Origin of the sequence: Pseudomonas sp. AU11447 (assembly GCF_001672555.2) — a bacterium.
GTDB classification, from domain to species: Bacteria; Pseudomonadota; Gammaproteobacteria; order Pseudomonadales; family Pseudomonadaceae; genus Pseudomonas; species Pseudomonas nitroreducens.
On the sequence record NZ_LZDG02000031.1, the window covers coordinates 72891 to 93101 of the forward strand.

General features: G+C 65.7%; 14 protein-coding genes and 1 tRNA gene. 7 read left to right on the top strand and 8 right to left on the bottom strand.

Going from position 1 to position 20211, the window contains the following annotated elements:
* Positions 1-80: 80 nt before the first annotated feature.
* The 5 genes from A6723_RS09360 to A6723_RS09380 all read left to right on the top strand — a co-directional run bounded on the left by A6723_RS09360 (position 81) and on the right by A6723_RS09380 (position 8336).
* Entirely contained in the window at positions 81-3815 is a 3735-nt protein-coding gene (locus A6723_RS09360; protein WP_054908017.1) for a bifunctional diguanylate cyclase/phosphodiesterase, read from the top strand.
* Between the two features lie 16 nt (positions 3816-3831).
* A tRNA-Ile gene (locus A6723_RS09365) sits at positions 3832-3908 on the top strand.
* Between the two features lie 194 nt (positions 3909-4102).
* Positions 4103-4426, top strand: coding sequence for a hypothetical protein (locus A6723_RS09370; protein ID WP_024763617.1), 324 nt, complete (start codon positions 4103-4105; stop codon positions 4424-4426).
* Positions 4427-4590: 164 nt separating this feature from the next.
* Positions 4591-6771, top strand: a complete 2181-nt coding sequence (locus A6723_RS09375) for a bifunctional diguanylate cyclase/phosphodiesterase (protein ID WP_054908016.1) — start codon at positions 4591-4593, stop codon at positions 6769-6771.
* Complete coding sequence (locus A6723_RS09380; RefSeq protein ID WP_054908015.1) at positions 6768-8336, top strand: PAS domain-containing methyl-accepting chemotaxis protein; 1569 nt, start codon at positions 6768-6770, stop codon at positions 8334-8336. Before A6723_RS09375 ends, A6723_RS09380 begins: the two co-directional genes overlap by 4 nt.
* On the opposite strand, the gene A6723_RS09385 is transcribed toward A6723_RS09380, so the two are convergent.
* The 5 genes from A6723_RS09385 to A6723_RS09405 form a co-directional block, all read right to left on the bottom strand.
* Positions 8333-8491 carry a YqaE/Pmp3 family membrane protein gene (locus A6723_RS09385; RefSeq protein ID WP_003084988.1) on the bottom strand — a complete coding sequence of 53 codons (159 nt, stop codon included), beginning with the start codon at positions 8489-8491 and terminating at the stop codon, positions 8333-8335. The genes A6723_RS09380 and A6723_RS09385 overlap by 4 nt on opposite strands.
* A 204-nt stretch (positions 8492-8695) precedes the next feature.
* Entirely contained in the window at positions 8696-10045 is a 1350-nt protein-coding gene (locus A6723_RS09390) for a glutamine synthetase family protein (RefSeq protein WP_054908014.1), read from the bottom strand.
* 76 nt (positions 10046-10121) lie between these two features.
* Positions 10122-10673, bottom strand: coding sequence for a helix-turn-helix domain-containing protein (locus tag A6723_RS09395; RefSeq protein WP_037010973.1), 552 nt, complete (start codon positions 10671-10673; stop codon positions 10122-10124).
* Between the two features lie 13 nt (positions 10674-10686).
* Complete coding sequence (locus A6723_RS09400; protein WP_054908013.1) at positions 10687-11976, bottom strand: FAD-binding oxidoreductase; 1290 nt, start codon at positions 11974-11976, stop codon at positions 10687-10689.
* Between the two features lie 107 nt (positions 11977-12083).
* A complete protein-coding gene (locus A6723_RS09405; protein ID WP_054908012.1) occupies positions 12084-12842 on the bottom strand; it encodes a hypothetical protein in 759 nt (252 codons plus the stop codon).
* A gap of 287 nt (positions 12843-13129) precedes the next feature.
* Here A6723_RS09405 and fnr point away from each other — a divergent pair, with 287 nt between their 5' ends.
* The gene (fnr, locus tag A6723_RS09410) at positions 13130-13831 is read left to right on the top strand and encodes a fumarate/nitrate reduction transcriptional regulator Fnr (RefSeq protein ID WP_139092941.1); all 702 of its coding nucleotides are present in this window, start codon (positions 13130-13132) and stop codon (positions 13829-13831) included.
* A gap of 159 nt (positions 13832-13990) precedes the next feature.
* On the opposite strand, the gene A6723_RS09415 is transcribed toward fnr, so the two are convergent.
* Complete coding sequence (locus A6723_RS09415; RefSeq protein ID WP_054908010.1) at positions 13991-15964, bottom strand: PhoX family phosphatase; 1974 nt, start codon at positions 15962-15964, stop codon at positions 13991-13993.
* 207 nt (positions 15965-16171) lie between these two features.
* Entirely contained in the window at positions 16172-16879 is a 708-nt protein-coding gene (locus tag A6723_RS09420; RefSeq protein ID WP_054908009.1) for an MOSC domain-containing protein, read from the bottom strand.
* Between the two features lie 100 nt (positions 16880-16979).
* On the opposite strand from A6723_RS09420, the gene A6723_RS09425 reads away from it, so the two are divergent.
* Positions 16980-17858 (top strand): LysR family transcriptional regulator, encoded by an 879-nt coding sequence (locus A6723_RS09425; protein ID WP_054908008.1) that lies wholly within the window; start codon positions 16980-16982, stop codon positions 17856-17858.
* A 411-nt stretch (positions 17859-18269) separates the two neighbouring features.
* Here the strand turns inward: A6723_RS09425 and A6723_RS09430 are convergent, their stop codons facing one another.
* Positions 18270-20048: an acyl-CoA dehydrogenase C-terminal domain-containing protein gene (locus tag A6723_RS09430; RefSeq protein ID WP_054908007.1), complete on the bottom strand. Its 1779-nt coding sequence runs from the start codon at positions 20046-20048 to the stop codon at positions 18270-18272.
* Between the last annotated feature and the right edge of the window lie 163 nt (positions 20049-20211).

The following is a 20211-nucleotide window of genomic DNA, read 5'->3' on the forward strand; positions in this document are numbered from 1 at the left end:
GGGGTTTTTCTTTGGGCCTTCCATCGGGCAAAGTGCCACGTCTACACTTCGGCATAGTCCCCCCTGGAAAGAGGCCGTTCATGCCGCGTCTGCAGGCAGTTCTACTGTGGTGCCTCGCATTCTGGGCGGGACAGGCATTCGCCCTGAGCCTCACGCCTGAGGAGCAGCAGTGGCTGAACGTGCACCCGACGTTGCGCCTGGGCGTGGACGCCTCCTGGCCCCCCTTCGAGTTCCGTGACAGCGACGGCGTCTACCAGGGCCTGGCCGCCAGCTACGTCAAAGTCATCAGCGACAGGCTCAAAGTCCAACTCCAACCGATCGAACCGGCAAGCTGGAGCGAAGTCCTGCAACAGGCCCGGGACAGCCATCTCGACCTGCTCCCCGGCATCATGGCCACGCCGGAACGCCTCGAGTACCTGACCTTCACCCGCCCCTACCTCGACTTCCCGATCATCATCCTTGCCCGCAAGAACGGCCCCGCGCCAGCCAGCGTGAAGGAGCTTTACGGCCTCAAGGTCGGCGTGGTCGCCCACTACGCCCCGCATGAACTGCTGGTCGCCCGGCACCCCGACCTCAACCTGCAACCGCTGCCCAGTGTCGCTGCCGGACTGCAGGCGCTGGCGGTCGGCCAGGTGGATGCGTTCGTCGGCGACCTCGCCTCCAGTGTCTGGAACCTTCGCCAGCTCAAGCTCGAGGGCCTGCAGATCAGCGGCGAGACCCCCTACCGCTACCAGTTGGCAATGGGTGTGCCGAAGGACGAGGCGATCTTCGTTGGCATTCTCGACAAGGTGCTGGCGGACATGACCGTGGAACAGATCGACGCACTGCAGGCCCCGTGGGTCGGCGGCCTGGTCGACCACCGTAGCGTGTGGCCCGATGTGTTCCGCGTGGTCGTACCCATCGCGTTTCTGACCACCCTCACCCTGCTGGTCCTGTTCACCATGAACCGGCGCCTGCGCGGCGAGATGCAGCGCCGGGAGAAACTCGAGCAGGCCCTGCGCGACAGCGAACAGCACTACCGCGGCCTGGTGGAAAGCCTCACCGCCATCGCCTGGGAAATGCGCCTGGCGGAGAATCGCTTCACCTACGTCTCGCCCCACGCCCAGCGGCTGCTCGGCTACCCGCTGACCGACTGGCTGGAACCCGGCTTCTGGCAGCGCACCCTGCACCCGGAAGACGCCGAGCACGCGATCCACTTCTGCATGAGCGAGAGCCATGCCGGGCGCAACCACAGCTTCGATTACCGCATGCTCGCCGCCGATGGGCGGATCGTCTGGATCCGCGACATCGTTACGCTGATCCAGCATGGCGACGACCTGATCCTGCGCGGCCTGATGATCGACATCACCGAGGCGAAGCACACCGAACAGGCCCTGCGCCTGTCCGAACAGAAGTTCGCCTCGGTCTTCCATCACTGCCCCGACATCATCGTCCTCGCCCGCCGGGTCGACGGCGTGCTGCTGGCGGTGAACAGCACCTTCGAACGACAGATCGGCATCCCCGCCAGCGAAGCCCTGGGCAAGACCTCGACCGACCTGGGAATTTGGGGCGCGCCCGGCATGGGCCCGGCCATGCTGCAGCGCCTGCAGGGCGAACCGCTGAACAACGTCGAGATCCCGCTCAATCGCCGCGATGGCAGCCACTTCACCGCCCTGCTGTCGGCGCAGCACATCATCCTCGACGACACGCCGGCGCTGGTCGTCGTGGTGCGCAACATCTCCCAGGTCAAGGAAACCCAGGAGCAACTGCGCGTCTCCGAGGAGAAATTCGCCAAAGCCTTCCACGCCTCGCCCGACGGCATGCTCATCTCCCGCATCAGCGATGGCCGGCTGGTGGAAGTGAACCAGGGCTTTACCCGCATCACCGGCTACAGCCGCGAGGAAGCCGCCGAGCGCTCCACCCTCGACCTGCGCCTGTGGGCCAACCCGGCCGACCGCAGCAAACTGCTGGGCATCCTCGACAACGCCGCCAGCGCCCCGGACTTCACCGCGCAAATTCGCACTCGCGACGGCAGCCTGCGCCTGTGCGAACTGTCCGCCCACCGCATCACCATCGGCAGCGACGACTGCATGCTGACCATCGCGCGCGACATCACCGAGCGCCAGCAGATGCAGGAAAAGCTGCAGCTGGCCGCCACGGTGTTCGAAAGCACCGCCGAAGGCGTGATGATCACCGACGCGCGCCAGCAGATAGTCGCCGTCAACCGCGCCTTCACCGAGATCACCGGCTACAGCGAACAGGAAGCCCTCGGCAACTCACCGCGCCTCCTCGCTTCCGGCCAGCACGACAGCAGCTTCTACGTCGCCCTCTGGCACCAGCTCAACGCCGAGGGCCATTGGCAGGGCGAAATCTGGAACCGCCGGAAGAACCAGGAGCTCTACCCGGAGTGGCTCACCGTCAGCGCCGTGCGCAATGCCGACGGCGAGTTATCGCACTATGTCGGCGTGTTCGCCGACATCTCCACCCTCAAGTACGCCCAGGCACGGCTGGACTACCAAGCCCACCACGATCCACTCACTGGCCTGCCCAACCGCCTGCTGTTCGAAAGCCGCCTGAACGCCTCCCTCAAGGAAGCCCAGGAAGACGATCATCAGGGCGCCGTGCTGTTCCTCGACCTGGACCGCTTCAAGCACATCAACGACAGCCTCGGCCATCCGGTCGGCGACCTGCTGCTCAAGTCCATTGCCACCCGCCTGCGCGAGCAGCTGCGCGACGTCGACACGGTAGCGCGCCAGGGTGGCGACGAATTCATCATCCTGTTGCCCGGCCTGCACCACGCACTGGACGCCGAACACGTCGCCAACAAGCTGCTGCTCTGCTTCGACAAGCCGTTCATCGCCGGCGAACAGGAGTTCTTCGTCAGCGCCAGCATCGGCATCTGCCTCTACCCCAGCGATGGCTCGGATGTAGCCACTCTGGTCAAGAACGCCGACGCCGCCATGTACCGGGCCAAGGCCCAGGGCCGCAACCGGGTGGAGTTCTACACCCGCGAACTGACCTTCCAGGCCACCGAGCGCATGGCCCTGGAGCATGAATTGCGCCGCGCGCTGGAAAGCGACCAGCTGCAGCTCTACTACCAGCCCAAGCTCTCCCTCGGCACAGGCCAACTGGTCGGCGCCGAAGCCCTGATCCGCTGGAAACATCCTCAATTCGGCGCGATTTCGCCCGATCGCTTCATTCCTCTGGCCGAGGAAAACGGCCTGATCCTGCCATTGGGCGACTGGGTCCTGCGCGAAGCCTGTCGGCAGATGAGCCGCTGGCAGGACAGCCACGCCGCCTTCGGCCCGCTCTCGGTCAACCTGGCCGGCGCCCAGCTGCGCCAGACCAACCTGGTCGAACGCATCCGCGAGCTGCTCGCCCACTACAACCTGCAGCCCTCGCGCCTGCAACTGGAGATCACCGAAAGCTTCCTCATGCACCAGACCGAAGAGGCCCTATCGATCCTGCACAGCCTCAAGCACCTGGGCGTACAACTGGCCATCGACGACTTCGGCACCGGCTACTCCTCCCTCAGCTACCTGAAGCAGCTGCCGCTGGACACCCTGAAGATCGACCAGTCCTTCGTCCATGGCCTGCCGGACGACCCCCACGACGCCGCCATTGCCCGGGCGATCATCGCCCTGGGCCGCAGCATGAACCTCACCGTGATCGCCGAAGGCGTGGAACACGAAGCCCAGGAACGCTTCCTCGAAGCCGAAGGTTGCGACCAGATCCAGGGCTACGCCCTGAGCGCCCCGTTGCCGGCCGACGCCTTTGCCAACCGTTTCCTGGTTCCGCTGCATCCGATTGGCGCGACGCATAACGCGCCGGTATAATCCGCCCGCCTTCTGGGGGCCTATAGCTCAGTTGGTTAGAGCAGAGGACTCATAATCCTTTGGTCCACGGTTCAAGTCCGTGTGGGCCCACCACCTCTTCAGCGAAAAGCCGCGCAGATGCGCGGCTTTTTGCGTTTCTGCCAGTCAATTCTCCAACAGCCAAACGAGAGCCACTTCACACCCGCCGTCGACCATCTGACGCGAGCGCCGCGCCGAGATGACTGGGGTCAATATCAGATAGCCACTAGCCATTAAATTGGCATCTCCCTGATATGAGCGAATCCGTCATGACTCTCCACCGGTATCCGGTCCAGTTGCTGGTCACTTCCCAGGATCCGGCGTTGGCGCGCCAGGTTCGTGCGTTGCTGGCGGCCTACGAGTTGCCCTGCGCGGTGATGGAGGGACCGCGCAACTGCGAGCAGGCGCCGCTATGCCGATGGTTCAAGGACGCGCCCTTGAGCGATTCGGCGCGGATGCTCGCGCTGCTGGCCGACGCCATCGGTGTGCTGGAGCGAACCCGCCATGCCTTCCGCTCCCGCGAACTGGGCGAGTTGCGCCAGCGCCTGAGTGGCGCACTGCAGGAGTTGTCGGGGCCGCGCCCGCTGGTGTAAAAGACTTCCACCCGCGTTCCGCGTTGCGGAAGCTGGCTTTGCCGGGCAGGACTTATGGGCCTGCAAGACAAAGCGCCGAGTTGGTCGCCGTCGATTTCGACGAGACGACGAGCCGGCGCTTTTTTCATGCCCGACAAAAACAGCAGACCCGCAAGGAGCCAAACATGGGCCTGGGACCGAAGCTCGATAGCGTGCTCGAGCGCATCGGCCTGTCGACGATGGAAGTCGATCAGCGCCTGAGTTACCTGGAGTGGCGCGAGGAGGACGGCGGCCATCTCCACGGCCGCGCCAGCGAACTGGAGGGCTGCCACCAGCGCTTCATCGAGCAGCTCTACGATCACCTGCGCAACTACCCGCCTCTGGGCGCGATTCTCGCCGAGCCGGCGACGCTGGCGCGGCTGAAATGCAGCCAGTTCGAATACTACCGCCAGCTGTGGGACGCCCCGCAGGACGCCGACTACGTGCGCGACCGCCTGCGTATCGGGCTCGTGCACCAGCAGGTCGGCGTCGAGCTGAAGTGGTACCTGGGCGCCTATCGCCTGTACCTGGACCAGATGCTCGCCGACCTGATGGGCGACGCCCCGGAAGCCAAGACCTACGCCAGCCTGCTCAAGCGGGTGTTCTTCGACATGTCCCTGGCCATCGATACCTACGGCGCCGCCCAGCGCCAGGCGCTGGAGGACAGCGAGGCGCGCTTCGCCCGCGCGCTGCGCGGTGCCAACGACGGCATCTGGGACTGGGACCTGGGCAACGACCGCCTCTACGTCTCCGAGCGCTGGGCGCGCATGCTCGGCCTGACCCGCGACAACCTCGGCGAAGGCAGTACCAGCTGGTTCGCCCGCGTGCATCCGGACGACCTGCCCGGCCTGCGCAAGGCCATCGATGCGCACCTGCGCGGCAGCAGCGCGCTGCTCAGCCACGAGTACCGTATCCGCCAGCGCGACGGCAATTACCTCTGGGTGCTGGCGCGTGGAGTAGTCACCGATGGGCGCATGGCCGGCTCGCAAACCGACATCAGCCAGCACAAGGCCAGCGAACACCAGCTCAGCCACGCGGCGCGGCACGACCCGCTCACCGGCCTGGGCAACCGCCTGCGCCTGGACGAGCTGCTGCAGCAGGCCCTGATGCGCCAGCGCCGCCCCGGCGCGCGCGAGTCCGGCCTGCTGTTCATCGACCTGGACCGCTTCAAGCTGATCAACGACAGCCTCGGCCACGCCGTCGGCGACCGCGTGCTGGTGGAAGTCTCGCAGCGGCTGCTACGCTGCCTGCGACCGGGCGATCACCTGGCGCGCTTCGGCGGCGACGAATTCGTCGTATTGCTGGACGACCTCGCCAGCCTCTGCGATGCCGAGCAGGTCGCACAGCGCATGCTCGATTGCCTGCGCCAGCCGCTGCACGTGGACGGCCGCACGCTGGTGGTCAGCGCCAGCATCGGCATCACCGGGTTGATGACCGACGGCCAGGCCATCGACACCCTGCAGGCCGCCGACCTGGCGCTGTATCGCGCCAAGGAAGCCGGCAAGGCGCAGTACGCGCGCTTCAGCCTCGAGCTGCAGGCCGAGGCGCAGCGCCGGCTCGACCTGGAAAGCGCGCTGGCGCAGGCGCTGCGGCGCGAGGAGTTCAGCCTGCACTACCAGCCCATCGTCCGCCTGGACAGCGATTCGCCGCACTGGGAGGCGGTGGAGGTGCTGCTGCGCTGGAAGCACGACGGCCAATCCGTCTCGCCGCTGGACTTCATCCCGGCGCTGGAGGAATCCGGCGAGATCGTCCCGGTCGGCGACTGGGTGCTGCGCCAGGCCTGCCGGCAGACGGCGCTCTGGCAGAGCCAGGGGTACCGCGACCTCTACTGTTCGGTCAACCTGTCGAGCCGGCAGCTGCAGCAACCGGGCTTCGCCGCGCGGGTACAGCAGATTCTGGCGGAGAGCGGCCTGTCGCCGCGCAGCCTGGTACTGGAGATCACTGAAAGCCTGCTGATGCAGGATGGCGCGGAAACCCTCGCCTGCCTGCGCGAACTGGCCGCCGAGGGTGTGCGCCTGGCGCTGGACGACTTCGGCACCGGCTACTCCTCGCTGGGGTATCTCAAGCGCTACCCGCTGCACATCCTCAAGGTCGACCGCAGCTTCATCACCCGCGTGCCGGACGACCCGGAACTCAGCGCCATCTGCCGCGCCATCATCGGCCTGGGCCACAGCCTTGGCCTGGAAGTGGTGGCCGAGGGCGTCGAACGCCAGGAACACCTCGACTTCCTGCGCGCCGAAGGCTGCCGCCACGCCCAGGGCTTCCTGTTCAGCAAGCCGCTGGCGCCGGAACAACTCTTCCAGACCCGCGTGGAGCACCAGCGATGAAGCAGAACCTGCCGATCACCGGGCGCCAGGTGGATGTGCCGATCAACGCCAACATTCTCTCCACCACCGACCTCAAGGGCGCGGTCACCCATGTGAACCCGGACTTCATTCAGGTCAGCGGTTTTCAGGCCGAGGAGCTGGTGGGTTTCAACCACAACCGCGTGCGCCACCCGGACATGCCGCCCGCCGCCTTCGCCCACCTCTGGCAGACGCTGCAGGCCGGGCGCAGCTGGATGGGCCTGGTGAAGAACCGCTGCAGGAACGGCGACCACTACTGGGTCAGCGCCTTCGTCACACCGATTCGCCATGGCGGAAAAGTCGTGGAGTACCAGTCGGTGCGCACCCGTCCCGGCGCCGAGCAGGTCGATGCGGCGGAGCGCCTTTACGCGCGGATGCGCGGGGGAGCGAAGATGGCCCGCCCGCGCCTGCCACTGCCGGTGCAACTGCTGATCGGACTGGTGCTGGCGCAGGCCGGCGGTGCCCTGCTGGCGCTGTTGCTGCCCAAGCTGACGGTGCTGGCATTCCTGCTGGCGCTGGGCGCCTCGGGCGCCTGGCTGGTGCTACGCCTGCAACCGCTGGGCGCGCTGCTCGGGCGAGCGCGGAAGATCGCCGACAACCCGCTCAGCCAGCAGCTGTATACGGGCCGGAACGACGAATTCGGCGAGCTGGAGTTCGCCTTCCGCATGCTGGAGGCGGAAACCGCCGCGGTGGTCGGGCGCATGGCGGACGCCTCGCATCAGTTGGCCGAGCATTCCGCGGCACTGGCCGACGCCATGGCCGGCGGCAGCGCCGCTTCGCAGCTGCAGCAGCGCGAGACCGAACAGGTAGCCAGCGCCATGCAGCAGCTCGCACAGAGCGTCCAGGAAGTCGCCCGCCACGCGCAGCACAGCGCGGTGGCGGCGCAGTGCAGCGAGCGCATCACCCAGTCCGGGCATCAGGATGTGCACGGCACCCGCGGCCAATTGGCAGCGCTGGAAGCCGGCGTGCGCGCGGCGAGCGTCGCGGTGGAGCAGCAGAAGGAGCACAGCGAGGCTATCTCGCGGATGCTCGAAGTGATCCGCGATGTCGCCGGGCAGACCAATCTGCTGGCGCTGAACGCCGCCATCGAAGCGGCACGCGCCGGGGAGAGCGGGCGTGGTTTCGCAGTGGTCGCCGATGAGGTGCGTGCGCTGGCTTCGCGCACGGAGAATTCCGCGCGGGACATCCAGTCGTTGGTCGGTAATCTCCAGCAGGGCGCCGAGGATTCAGTGCGCGCGCTATGGCATTGCTGCGAGCAGGCAGTCGCCAGCCTGGAGCAGGCCGGGCATGCGGCGGGCACGCTGGAGCAGATCAGCGAGCAGGTCTCGGCGATCCAGCGCATGAGCCTGGAAATCGCCGAGGCCATCGAGGAACAGGGCGTCGCCAGCGAAGACGTGCAGCGCAGCCTGCACGCCATTCGCAGCTCAGCCGACAGCAATGCGCAAAAGGTCGGCACCTGCCAGTGCAGCGCCGCGCGCATGGCGGAACTGTCGGCGGAGCTGCGGATGCTGGCGGAGCATTTCTGGGAGGGCAGCCGGGCGGGTTAGCGCTTGGCGATGATGTACACGGCGTGGACGATGCCGGGGATGTAGCCGAGCAGCGTCAGCAGGATATTGAGCCAGAACGCGCCGCCGAAACCGACCTGGAGGAACACGCCCAGCGGCGGCAGAAGGATGGCGATCAGAATGCGGATGAGGTCCATGCGGTGGCTCCTTGTGAGATTGCCTTGTGCATGGAATTGACCGCAGGAAAGCGAAGCGGGTTCAGAGAAATTGGTGAAGCGCTGCGCCGTGCTCACTCACGTGAGAGGCCTTTCTGTAGGAGCGAGCTTGCTCGCGAACAATCCCCGACGCGGGACTGGTTCGCGAGCAAGCTCGCTCCTACAGGGTGAGGTCAGCCACAGGCGTCAGAGGAACCAGCGGTACTCCCGCGCGCTGACTTCGTTCATGAAGTCCAGGTGGTCGTGGCGCTTGTTCTCGCAGTAGACGAAGACGAACTCGCTGCCCAGGCCATCCTTCACCACCGGATGGTCTTCCATCTCGGCGACGGCGCCGAGCATGTCGCGGGGGAAGTCGATGCCGCTGGAGCGGTCTTCGTTGAGCGGCGGGATGGGTTCCTGGCGGGCTTCCAGCCCGTGCTCCATGCCGGTGAGGATCGCCGCGAGCACCAGGTAAGGGTTGGCGTCGGCGCCGGCGAGGCGGTGTTCGATGCGCAGGTTCTTGCCATCCGACTCGGGAATGCGAATGCACGCATCGCGATCCTCGAAGCCCCAACTGGCCTTGCTCGCGGCATTCACGCGGGAGCCATAGCGGCGGTAGGCGTTGTGGTTGGCGGCGAAGATCGGCATGCAGTGCGGCAGCAGCTCCAGGCAACCGGCCACGGCGTGGCGCAGGGCCTGCTGGTTGTCGCGGTCGAGCAGGTTGTTGCCGTCGCGGTCGTAGAGACTGACGTGCACATGCATGCCGCTGCCCGGCGCATGCAGGTAGGGTTTGCTCATGAAGCTCGCGCGGTGCCCATGCTTGAGCGCCACGCCACGGGTAGCGCGGGTGAACAGCGCGGCCTGGTCGGCGGCGTGCAGGCCGTCGTCGCAGTGGGCGAAGTTGATCTCGAACTGGCCAGGGCCGATCTCGGCGGTGATCACGTTGGCATCCACGCCCTGCTCGCGGGAGGCTTCGACGATCTCGTGGAGCACATCGGAGAAGCGCGACAGGCGCTCGATGTGCATGTTCGGCTGGTCGTCCTCGTCGTCACACAGCGGGTCGCGCGGGTATTGCGGCAGGCCGTTGTCGAGCTTCTTGTCGAACAGGTAGAACTCCAGCTCGAAGGCCACCACCGGGCGGATGCCCTTGGACTCCAGGCGCTGCATGACGCGGGCGAGCACTTCGCGCGGTTCGAATTCGATGGGCGCCTCGGTGCCGTCGGAACTGATCAGCATCTGTCCCAGCGGCTGGTTCTCCCAGCGCACCGGTTTGAGCGAACCCGGGATCAGGCGGCGCGGCGCGTCCGGGTCGCCGTCGTTGAAGCAGTAGTCGCCGATGGGGTGCAGGCCGCCCTGTACGCCCAGCAGCACGCAGTTCTGCGGCAGTTTCAGCGGGCTGCCAGCGGCGACTTTCTCGAGCATGTCCACGGGGTAGCGCTTGCCGTAGAAGTGGCCGGGAATGTCCAGGCAGATCAGGTCGACGTAGCGGATGTCCGGGTATTGCTGGCGGAAGGCGCGGACTTCGCTGAGCAGGTCGGGATGCATCGGGCGGTTCATGATTTTCTCTGGGGCCTTTGTGCGGGGGCGGCCGGATCGTTTTCCCAAGCCAACCCTCGCGGGCTGGCTTGGGAAATTACGTGAAGATCCACAGCACCCGAGTGGGTTTATCGGTGAGGTTGCCGTAGCGGAACTGGCTGTGCGGCGGCAGCTGGAAACTGTCGTTGGGATAGAGGGTGACGGTGTCGTCCTCGTACCAGATGGTCAGCTCGCCTTCGAGGACGAAGCCGCCCTGCTCCGAGCTGTCGTCCAGATGGCCTTCGCCGCTGGTGGCGCCGGGGGCGAGGATGCTGTCGAGCATGGAGAAGCCGCCGGACATGTTCGGCGAGGCGAGGATGTCGGTGACGCCGCCGGCGTAGTACAGGGTGCGGCGATCGTTCGGCCGGGTGACCCAGTCGCGTTCGCGACGGGTGTCGCCGGCGTAGAAGTAGGTAGTCGGTACGCCCAGGGCTTCGCTGATGGCGGTGAGGTCGGCCACGGTGGGTTGCGACAGGCCGCGCTCGACCTGGGACAGGAAACCCACCGAGCGGCCGATCTGTTCGGCCAGCTCACCCAGGGTGAGGTTCTTGTGCTTGCGCAGGTCGCGGATCAGCGTGGCAAGGTGTTCGTTGGTGGCCGTCTGGGTCATGGCAGGTTCCGAATTAGACAAAGTCCCGCAATCGATACCAGGCCTTGCCGACGGCTTCCAGTGGCGCGGCGAAGCGCTGGCCGCCGGGGAACCCGGGATTGCGGATGCGTTGATAGAGGTCAAGCTCGTCACTGCGCCCCTGCATCGCCTCGCTCACCGCATGGGCAGCGGCCAGGCTGGGCAGTACGCCGTGGCCGGAATAGCCCTGCAGCCAGTAGAGATCGCCGCGCCGGCCGATGTCCGGGGTGCGCCGCATGCTGCAGTCGATGTGCCCGCCCCAGGCGTATTCCAGTTCCACGCCCTTGAGTTGCGGGAATACCCGCTCGACATAGGGGCGAGTGGCAGCGCGGATGTCCGACGGCATGCCGCCCAGGTAGGTGCAGCCGCCGCCGAACAGCAGGCGATGATCGGGGGTCAGGCGGAAGTAGTCGAGGACGAACTGGTTGTCGGTGACGCAGCAGTTCTTCGGCAGCAGGGAACGAGCCAGCTCCTCGCCCAGCGGAGCGGTGGCAACCTGGTAGGTGCCCACCGGCAGGATGCGCTCGGAGACGTCGCGGTCCAGCCCGTCGATATAGGCGTTGCAGGCCAGCACCAGGGAGGCGCAGCGCACGCTGCCATGCTCGGTCGTCACCTCGTAGCCGTTGCCGCTCTCGCGGAAGCTCAGCGCGCGGGTCTGCTCGAAGATGCGGCCGCCGGCGCGCTCGATGGCCCCGGCGAGGCCGTAGGCCAGCTTGAGCGGATTCAGGTGCGCAGAGTTGGGGTCATACAGGCCGGCCTGGTAGCGGTCGCTGGCGATCCACTGCGGCAGGTCTTCACGGGGGATGAATTGCAGGCCTTCGTAGCCCCAGCGACGGTTGGCTTCAGCCTGCCAGTCGTAGAGCGAGCCGACGCGGCGTTGCAGCACGGCGGTCCACAGGTGGCCGATGCGGTAATCGCAGTCGAAGCCGTGGCGTTGCGGCAGGTCGCGCAGTTCGTGGGCGGCCCACAGCATGCCCTGCCACAGGCGCAGCGCGCCTTCATGGCCGAGGTCGTCTTCGATGGGACCGAGGTCGCTGGACCAGCCCGGCAATGCCTGCCCGCCGTTGCGTCCGGAGGCAGCCCAGGCAATGCGGCTGGCTTCGATCATGCAGACCTGACGGCCGCCTTCCACCAGTTGCAGCGCCGTGTGCAGGCCACTGAACCCGGCACCGATCACCAGGACTTCGCACTCCAGCGGCTCGCGCAGCACATCGCGCGGCTGGATCAGCTCGGGGTTGGTGCCGGCGTAGTAGGTGCCGACCGGCTCGGCGGAGCGCAGGAACATCGCGACCTCGTGAAATTGTTCTGTTTATTTTTCATGAAAAATAACAGAACAAATTTCACAAGACTAGTCCGCCGATCTTTTCGCCCGGCGGACTCCGCTTCAACTCGTCAGGAAGACAGCACCGCTGCGCTGTCCTGCCCTTCGCGCTTCTGCCGCACGCTGACCATGACCACCAGCGCCACCAGGATGCCGGCGAGAATGGCCGAGGAGCCGATGGTGCCGAAGTCCAGCCCACCCTTCTCGTGGGACTTGGTCAGCACGTCGCCCAGGGTCGCGCCGAACGGCCGGGTCAGCACGAAGGCCACCCAGAACAGCAGCACCGAGGAGAGCTTGGTGAAGTAATGCAGCACCACCACCACGGCGATCAGGCTGCCGATCAGCAGCGCGCCGCCGGCGAAGCCCAGGCCGGAGTCGTCGGCGAGGAAGTCGCCCAGCGCGGTGCCCAGGGTGTTGGAGAAGAGGATGGCGACCCAGTAGAACATCTCGCCCTTGAAGCTGCGGATGTTGTCCACCGACAGCGAGGTACCGCTGAAGCGCCAGGCCGCGAAGATCGCCACCAGGATGCTGACCAGGATCGCCGAGCCGCTGGCGTAGCCCAGGCCCAGGGTGCGGTCCATGAAGTCGGACATGGTGGTGCCGGCGGTGCTGGTGGAGAGAATCACCAGCCAGTACAGCCAGGGCACGTAGCGCTTGCTGGCGAGCTGGCCGACCAGGGTGACGAGGAAGACGCTGATGAGGATCAGCGAGCTGATCGCATAGCCGACGTTCAGGGTCATCGACAGCAGGTCGCCGGCGGTTTCCCCCAGGGTGGTGGCGCAGATTTTCATCACCCAGAAGGCCAGGGTGATCTGTGGCAGTTTATTCACGACGTATCTCCGGAAAATGAGCGGGATCGACGCGCGGGTCGCGTCACGGCACCCCGGAGTTCCTGTGGTCTCCCCCAATGACCCCGGTGCATGGGCGTGGAGACTGAAGTCGGCGCAGTGAAGAAAGGGTCAAGCGGGTATGAAAAATCCATTGGCCTGCTTCCCGACTGGTGATCCGACGGATGACAGATGGCTGTCAGTTGCTATGGTTCCATGAGGGGGCGATGCGCCCGAGAAACGCTGAATTGCGCGCGATTGGCCGGCGCATGGGGATATGGATGAATCAGATGATCAAACCGCAACCGTACTGCAAGAACTGCCGGCTGGCGCCGCCCACTCTTAGCGACGAGAAGGTCGAGGAGCTGGAGGCGATCATCAAGCCGGGGCACCTGCTGCATAAGGGCGACTTCGTGTTCCGCCAGGGCGATCCCTTCCACAGCGTGTTCCTGGTGCGTTCCGGTTCGATCAAGACCTTCACCACCAACGAGCAGGGGCTGGAGAAGATCACCGGGTTCTATTTCGCCACCGAGATCTTCGGCTTCTCCGGCATGGGCGAAGGCAGCTATCCGGTGTCGGCGCAGGCACTGGAAAGCACGCTGTGCAGCGAGATTCCGTTCAACCAGCTGGAGGAACTGTCGCTGCAGATTCCCGGCCTGTCGCACCAGATCATGCTGATGATGAGCCGCAAGATCCGTGAGGATCAGCAGATGAAGCTGCTGCTCTCGCGGCTGAACTCGGACTCGCGCATCGCTGCTTTCCTGCTGAACATCTCCGCGCATTTCCGCGAGCGTGGCTTCTCTGCCACGCGCTTCCGCCTGAGCATGTCGCGCAACGAGATCGGCGATTACCTGGGGCTGGCGGTGGAAACGGTGTCGCGCAGCTTCACCCGCCTGCAGAAGCACGGCTTGATTCGGGTCGACGGGCGGGAGACGGAGATCGTCGATTTCACCGAGTTGTGCGCGTTGGCGGGCGGAGAAGTCGAGCTTTAAGGTTCCAGCGGACCTTGTTCGCGAGCAAGCTCGCTCCTACAGGGTCCGCATTCCCCCGCTAGTTCCGTGCTAGCTCCTGCTCTTGCAGGAGCTAGCTTGCTCGCGAACCGCCCGAGCGGCGCGTTTCCCTAAAGCCCCTCACCCTCGCCACTCTGCCCATCAAGTCCCGATCACTCCCCCATCATCCTTGGTGATCACCAGCGTGGTTGAGCGCGGAATGCTCTTGCCGTCGCTGGCCGGGAAGCTGAGGCCGGGGTGCTGGATATTCACCCACATCGTCCTGCCATCCGGGCTCTGGGTAATCCCCGTCAGCTCGCAGCCTCGCGGGCCGACCAGGAATCGGCGCACCTCGCGGCTGTGCGGGTCGGCGCAGAGCAGCTGGTTGCAGCCCATGGCCTGCATCGGCGCCTCGGCATCATCGTAGTCGGTCTCGATCCACAGGCGGCCGGTGGTGTCGAAATACAGTCCATCCGGCGAGGAGAAGATATCGCCGTTGATGGTGCCGATCAGGTTCTCCGGCGCAGTAGAGCCCTTGTGCTCGCCAGCCAGCAGGAAGATTTCCCACTCGAAGGTGGTGGCGGTCGGATCACCGCCGGCTTCGTTCCAGCGCAGGATCTGCCCGTGCAGGTTGTCCTTGCGCGGGTTGGCGGCGTCCACCGGCTGTTTCTTGCCGCGCGCATCGTTGTTGGTGAGGCTGACGTAGACCTCACGGGTGGTCTGCTGCACCGCGACCCACTCGGGACGATCCATCGGCGTGGCGCCCAGCAGATCGGCGGCGGCACGGGCGTTGACCAGTACCTCGGCCTGGCTGGCGAAACCGTTCTCGACGGTGAGGCCATTCTGCCCATGCACCAGCGGCAGCCACTGGCCGCTGCCGTCGGCGTTGAAGCGCGCGACGTAGAGGGTGCCTTCGTCCAGCAGGTCGACGTTTGCCGCACGGTTGTTCGGCTCGTACTGACCCGCCGGGACGAACTTGTAGATGTACTCGCCCTTGGTGTCGTCGCCGTAGTAGAAGGCCATGCGGTTGTCGGCGCCCAGCGAAAGGGTCGAGCACTCGCGGCAGAAGCGGCCCACGGCGGTGCGCTTCTTGGGCGTGGATTTCGGATCGAACGGGTCGATTTCCACCACCCAGCCGAAGCGGTTCGGCTCGTTGACGTGGCCGCCATAGGGCTGGCCGGCTTTCGGCGTGGCGTCGAAGCGCTCGTCCACCGCCTCCCAGGCGTAGTAGTTGCTGAACTGGCCGTTGGACAGCCCATAGCGCTTGTGCGAGACGCGCTTGGCATAGTCGGCCTTGTCGCGGTTGACGAAGTACTGGTGCCAGTTTTCCTCGCACGCCAGGTAGGTGCCCCACGGCGTGACGCCCATGGAGCAGTTGTTCAGGGTGCCCAGCACCTGTTTCGCCTCCGGATCGCTGGCGGTGCGCAGCAGGTCGTGGCCGGCCAGCGGGCCCGAGAGGGCCAGCGGCGAGCTGCCGGTGATACGGCGGTTGTAGCTCGAACCTTCGACGCGTTGCCATTGGCCGCCAGCGTCCTTCTTCACCTCGATGACGCTGAGGCCGTGGGCGGCGATCTCTTTGCGCACCTCGCCTTCCGGGCGGCCGCGGGTGCCGTCGGGGCGATCCTCGAAGGTCTGGCCCTTGGGGTGCAGCGTCGGGTTGATGTACTCGTGGTTGATCACCAGCAGGCCGTGGCTGTCCGGCGCATCGGGGAAGGGGAAGTAATGCATGCCGTCATGGTTGTCGCCGGCCTGCAGCTCCTGGGCTTTCCAGTCTTCGCTGGCATCACCTTTCCAGGCCGGCGAGCCGGTCACCACGGCATCGCCCCAGGAGAAGAACGGCCGCGCGGTGTAACCGTCGGCGACTATCACCCGGTCGAACTTCGCGTCCTGCTGCACCGGCACGCCCTTGAAGCCCAGCAGCCCGGTCGGCACCGGGGCGTCGGCGGCGAACAGGGAGCGGCCGGGGAACAGGCCGCCGCCGAGGAAGCCGACGGCGCCGAGCACCAGGCTGTTCTTCAGCAGGCGGCGGCGCGAGGCGTCGATCAGCTCGCTCATCGGCACATTGGCGGAGGGGTTGATCGACTGGTCGTCGAAAGCGGCCAATCGGTCGTGGAAATCCTGGAAACGTTCGCTCATCACGGGGAGTCCTTCCGCAGGGCCGCTCTATGGTCGGCTCGGGTTACCAGTAGAAGCTATCGGCGGAAGGTTAGGAACGCGGTGTTACGTCGGCATGACAACGCCGCCGAGCCGTGTGACAGGTTCGGCGGCGGGAATAAAAGCCGCCCCGCAGGACCAAGACGACGTCCGGGGGCGGGCGCGAGGGCATTTGCGGAACAGTGCGGCTCAGCTGTGCAGGCCGCCCTGCTCCGAACATTCGGGGCCCGCCAGGCGGGCCGTCCAGTCTTCCAGCACGCCACTGGTGAGGCGTTGCGCGGCGGTCTTGCGCCAGCGCAGGGATAAAGCGTCGCAGGCCATCATCAGGCGCAGGCCGGTACGGTCCAGCGGGTGGCCGAAGTACCAGTCCAGCAGGCTCGCCACGGAGAGCTGCGGGTAGTGCCGTTGCACCAGTTCCAGCGGTGCGTCGGGCGCGACCATGCCGGAACGGCGCACCCGGTAGAACCAACCGCAACGGCCCTGCTCCTGCACCTCGAAAGGCAGCGCGGGCAGGTTCCAGCGCCGCGCCAGGCGGTAGCTGGGCGAGCGCGGCTGGCTCACTTCGATCAGCGCCTCGCCCCAGCGGAACAGGTCACCGATACACACCTCGTGTTCATTGAGGCCGAAGGTCGACAGGTTCTCGCCGAAGGCCGGCTGTCGCCAGCGCGTCTGCGGGTGCTGCTTGCGCCAGTGGCGGTAGTGCTCGGCCGGATAGTGATGCAGGGCGCGGTCCAGGCCGCCATCGCGGCGCAGGTCGGCCCGTGCGTCCCCCGGCAGCCCTTCGGCGCCGAGCCAGACTTCCTGATGCGTTTCCAGCTTGTCGATATCGCTGAGCAGACCTCCCCAGCTTTCTTCGACTTTGCCTATGAAAACGCCCTGGATGACGATGCTTTCCACCTTTGTCTACCCATCTGAGACAGCGGACAAGCGCTAGAGTAGTGGCCTGGATGGGTGACACTCCATTTCGATTTTCCAGTTTCGTTGATAAGCAGGCCTTATGGATTTCCGCCAGCTCCGCTATTTCGTCGCGCTTTACGAGGAAGGCCATGTCGGGCGCGCCGCCGAACGCCTGGCGATTTCCCAGCCGGCGCTGTCGCAACAGATTCGCCAGCTGGAGCAGAACCTCGACGTGGCGCTGTTCCAGCGCAGCGGCAAGCGCCTGCTGCCGACGGCCGCCGCGCACACGCTGTACAACCATGCAGTGCCGCTGCTCGAAGGCCTGGAGCGCGCCCGCGAGGCGCTGCGCGGCTTCCGCGGGCAGAGCGCACGCAGCCTGGCTATCGGGGTGCTGCAGACGGTCAACGCCAGCCTGGTGCCGCACCTGGTGGAGCGCCTGCATGCGGTGCAGCCGCACGTGCAGGTGCGCATCTACGAACTCTCTGGGGTGGAGATCGAACGGCGCCTGTTGATCGGCCAGCTGGATATCGGCATCGGCTTCCTGCCGCCGCGCCAGCCGGCGCTGCACGGCGTGGAGTTGTACCCGGACGAACTGCAACTGGTGATCCCGGCGGACCATCCGCTGAAGGACTTCAAGAAGGTGTCTCTGGCCCAGGCCGCCGAATTGCCGATGCTGCTGCTGGGCGAAGAATTTCGTGCCCGGCAGATCTGGCAGGAGCAACTGGCGGCCATTGGCCGGCGGCCACGGGTGCAAGCAGAGTTGAACCACATGGGTGGCATCCTCGACAGCCTGCCGCAGAGCCGTTTCGCCACGGTTCTCCCCGGCCGCGCGCGGCAGATGCATGCGCACAAGGATTTGCTCTGGAAACCCCTGAGCGAGCCGCGCATTCCGCTGAGCGTGGGGTTGGTCTATCGCGATGCGCAGCGCCAGCAGCCGACAGTGGAGTTGCTGCGCTCGTTGCTCGACGGCGCGGTTTGATGGCCACTATTGCTGATGGGTATCGGCATGCTCAAGGCTCTCCAGCCGCGTAGGGCGGATAACGCTGGCGCGTTACTCGTCCTACGAGTGGGCAGCCCTCGGGCGGGCAGGGGTCACAGGCAAAGAAAAAACCCCGCCTCTTTCGAGGCGGGGTTTTGCAGACCGATATCCTGACGTCCGTGCTAGCCACCGTCCTTGGTGGATTCCCTTGTTTCCGTATTGTCGTTGGCGCTTCCTGCGCAATGTCCTGACTGAGATAAAGGTTACCGCTGTAAGCCTTTGCCAGAAAGACGCCGATCACCACCGCTGTTTGTAAGCCATGGCTTACAAAGATTCGAAATACCCTTCTTCTCAAAGGAAATATCCCAATAAAAAAACCCCGCCGAGGCGGGGCTTTTCATACGCGACTGCTTAGAACTGCGCAGCGTCCAGCAGGTACAGCGACTCGCTGCCGGCCTTTACCGAGGCGGTCAGGGAGTGGATACGCGGCAGCAGGCGGGCGAAGTAGAAGCGCGCGGTACCGAGCTTGCTGGCGTAGAACTCGTCCTGGCCTTCCTTGCCCAGCGAAGCGCGAGCCATCAGGGCCCACATGTACGCGTAAGCGGTGTAGCCGAAGGCGTGCAGGTACTCGACCGAAGCCGCGCCGATCTCGTTCGGGTTGCCCTTCGCGCGATCCAGGACCCACGCAGTCAGCTCGTCGAGGTTCTGCACGGCGGCGTTCAGCGGGCCGGTGAACTCGGCCAGCTCGGCGGACGCCGATGCGGTGAAGGCACGGACCTCATCGGTGAACAGCTTGGCGTAGGCGCCGCCGCTGCCGACGATCTTGCGGCCCATCAGGTCCAGCGCCTGGATGCCGTTGGTGCCTTCGTAGATCTGGGTGATGCGGCAATCACGCACCAGCTGCTCCTGGCCCCACTCGCGGATGAAGCCGTGGCCGCCGAAGATCTGCTGGCCGTGGATAGTGGTTTCCAGGCCCATGTCGGTAAGGAAGGCCTTGGCCACCGGGGTCAGCAGGGCGACCAGTTCCTCGGCGCGTTTGCGGGTGGTCGGCTCTTCGCTGTACTTGGCGGTGTCCAGCTGCATGGCGACGTAGCTGGAGAAGGCGCGGCCGCCCTCGTTCAGCGCCTTCATGGTCAGCAGCATGCGACGCACGTCCGGGTGGACGATGATCGGGTCGGCGGCCTTGTCCTTGGCGACCGGGCCGGTCGGCGCGCGGCTCTGGATACGCTCGCGTGCGTACTCCACGGCGCTCTGGTAGGAACGCTCGCCGGTGGCCAGGCCCTGGATGCCGACGCCCAGACGCTCGTAGTTCATCATGGTGAACATGGCGGCCAGGCCCTTGTTCGGGGCATCGACGATCCAGCCGGTGGCGCCGTCGAAGTTCATCACGCAGGTGGCGGAACCCTTGATGCCCATCTTGTGCTCGATGGAGCCACAGGACACGGCGTTGCGCTCGGCCAGGGAGCCGTCTGCGTTGACCATCACCTTCGGCACCAGGAATAGCGAGATGCCCTTGGAGCCTGCCGGCGCGTCGGGGAGCTTGGCCAGCACCAGGTGGATGATGTTCTCGGTCAGGTCGTGCTCGCCGCCGGTGATGAAGATCTTGGTGCCGGAAATCTTGTAGCTGCCGTCAGCCTGCGGCTCGGCCTTGGTGCGGATGATGCCAAGGTCGGTGCCGGCGTGCGGCTCGGTCAGGCACATGGAACCGGCCCAGGTGCCGGCGTACATGTTCGGCAGGTACTTGGCCTTGAGCTCTTCGCTGGCGTGGTTGAGCAGCGACAGGCAGGCACCCGCGGTCAGCATCGGGTACAGGCCGAAGGACAGGTTGGCCGAGTTGACCATTTCCTCGACCTGGGCGCCGATCACCTTGGGCATGCCCATGCCGCCGAATTCCGGCGCGCCGCCCACGCCCACCCAGCCGCCTTCGGCGTAGGTGCGGTAGGCCTCGGGGAAGCCGGCCGGGGTCTTCACACCCTCAGCGCTCCAGCTGCAGCCTTCTTCGTCGCCGCTGCGGTTCAGCGGGGCGATCACGCCGCCGGTGACCTTGCCGGCTTCTTCGAGGATCGCGGACGCGGTCTCGGCGTCGACGGTCTCGGCCAGGGCGGGCAGCTCGGCCCAGAGATTGGCGACCTCGAAGACTTCATTGAGGACGAATTGCATGTCGCGCAGGGGAGCTTTGTAGTCAGCCATGATGGATCCTCGAACGAAAACGACGGCTGATCAGGCAGCCAGCGGTATCAGAATAGGAGGTACACGAAGGTACGCCGCCGGAGTTTACTCCAACAACTTTTCAGACTTTAAGCGTCATGTTGTGACCATACAACTACAGTTTGGTCACATTTTGTAGCAATGG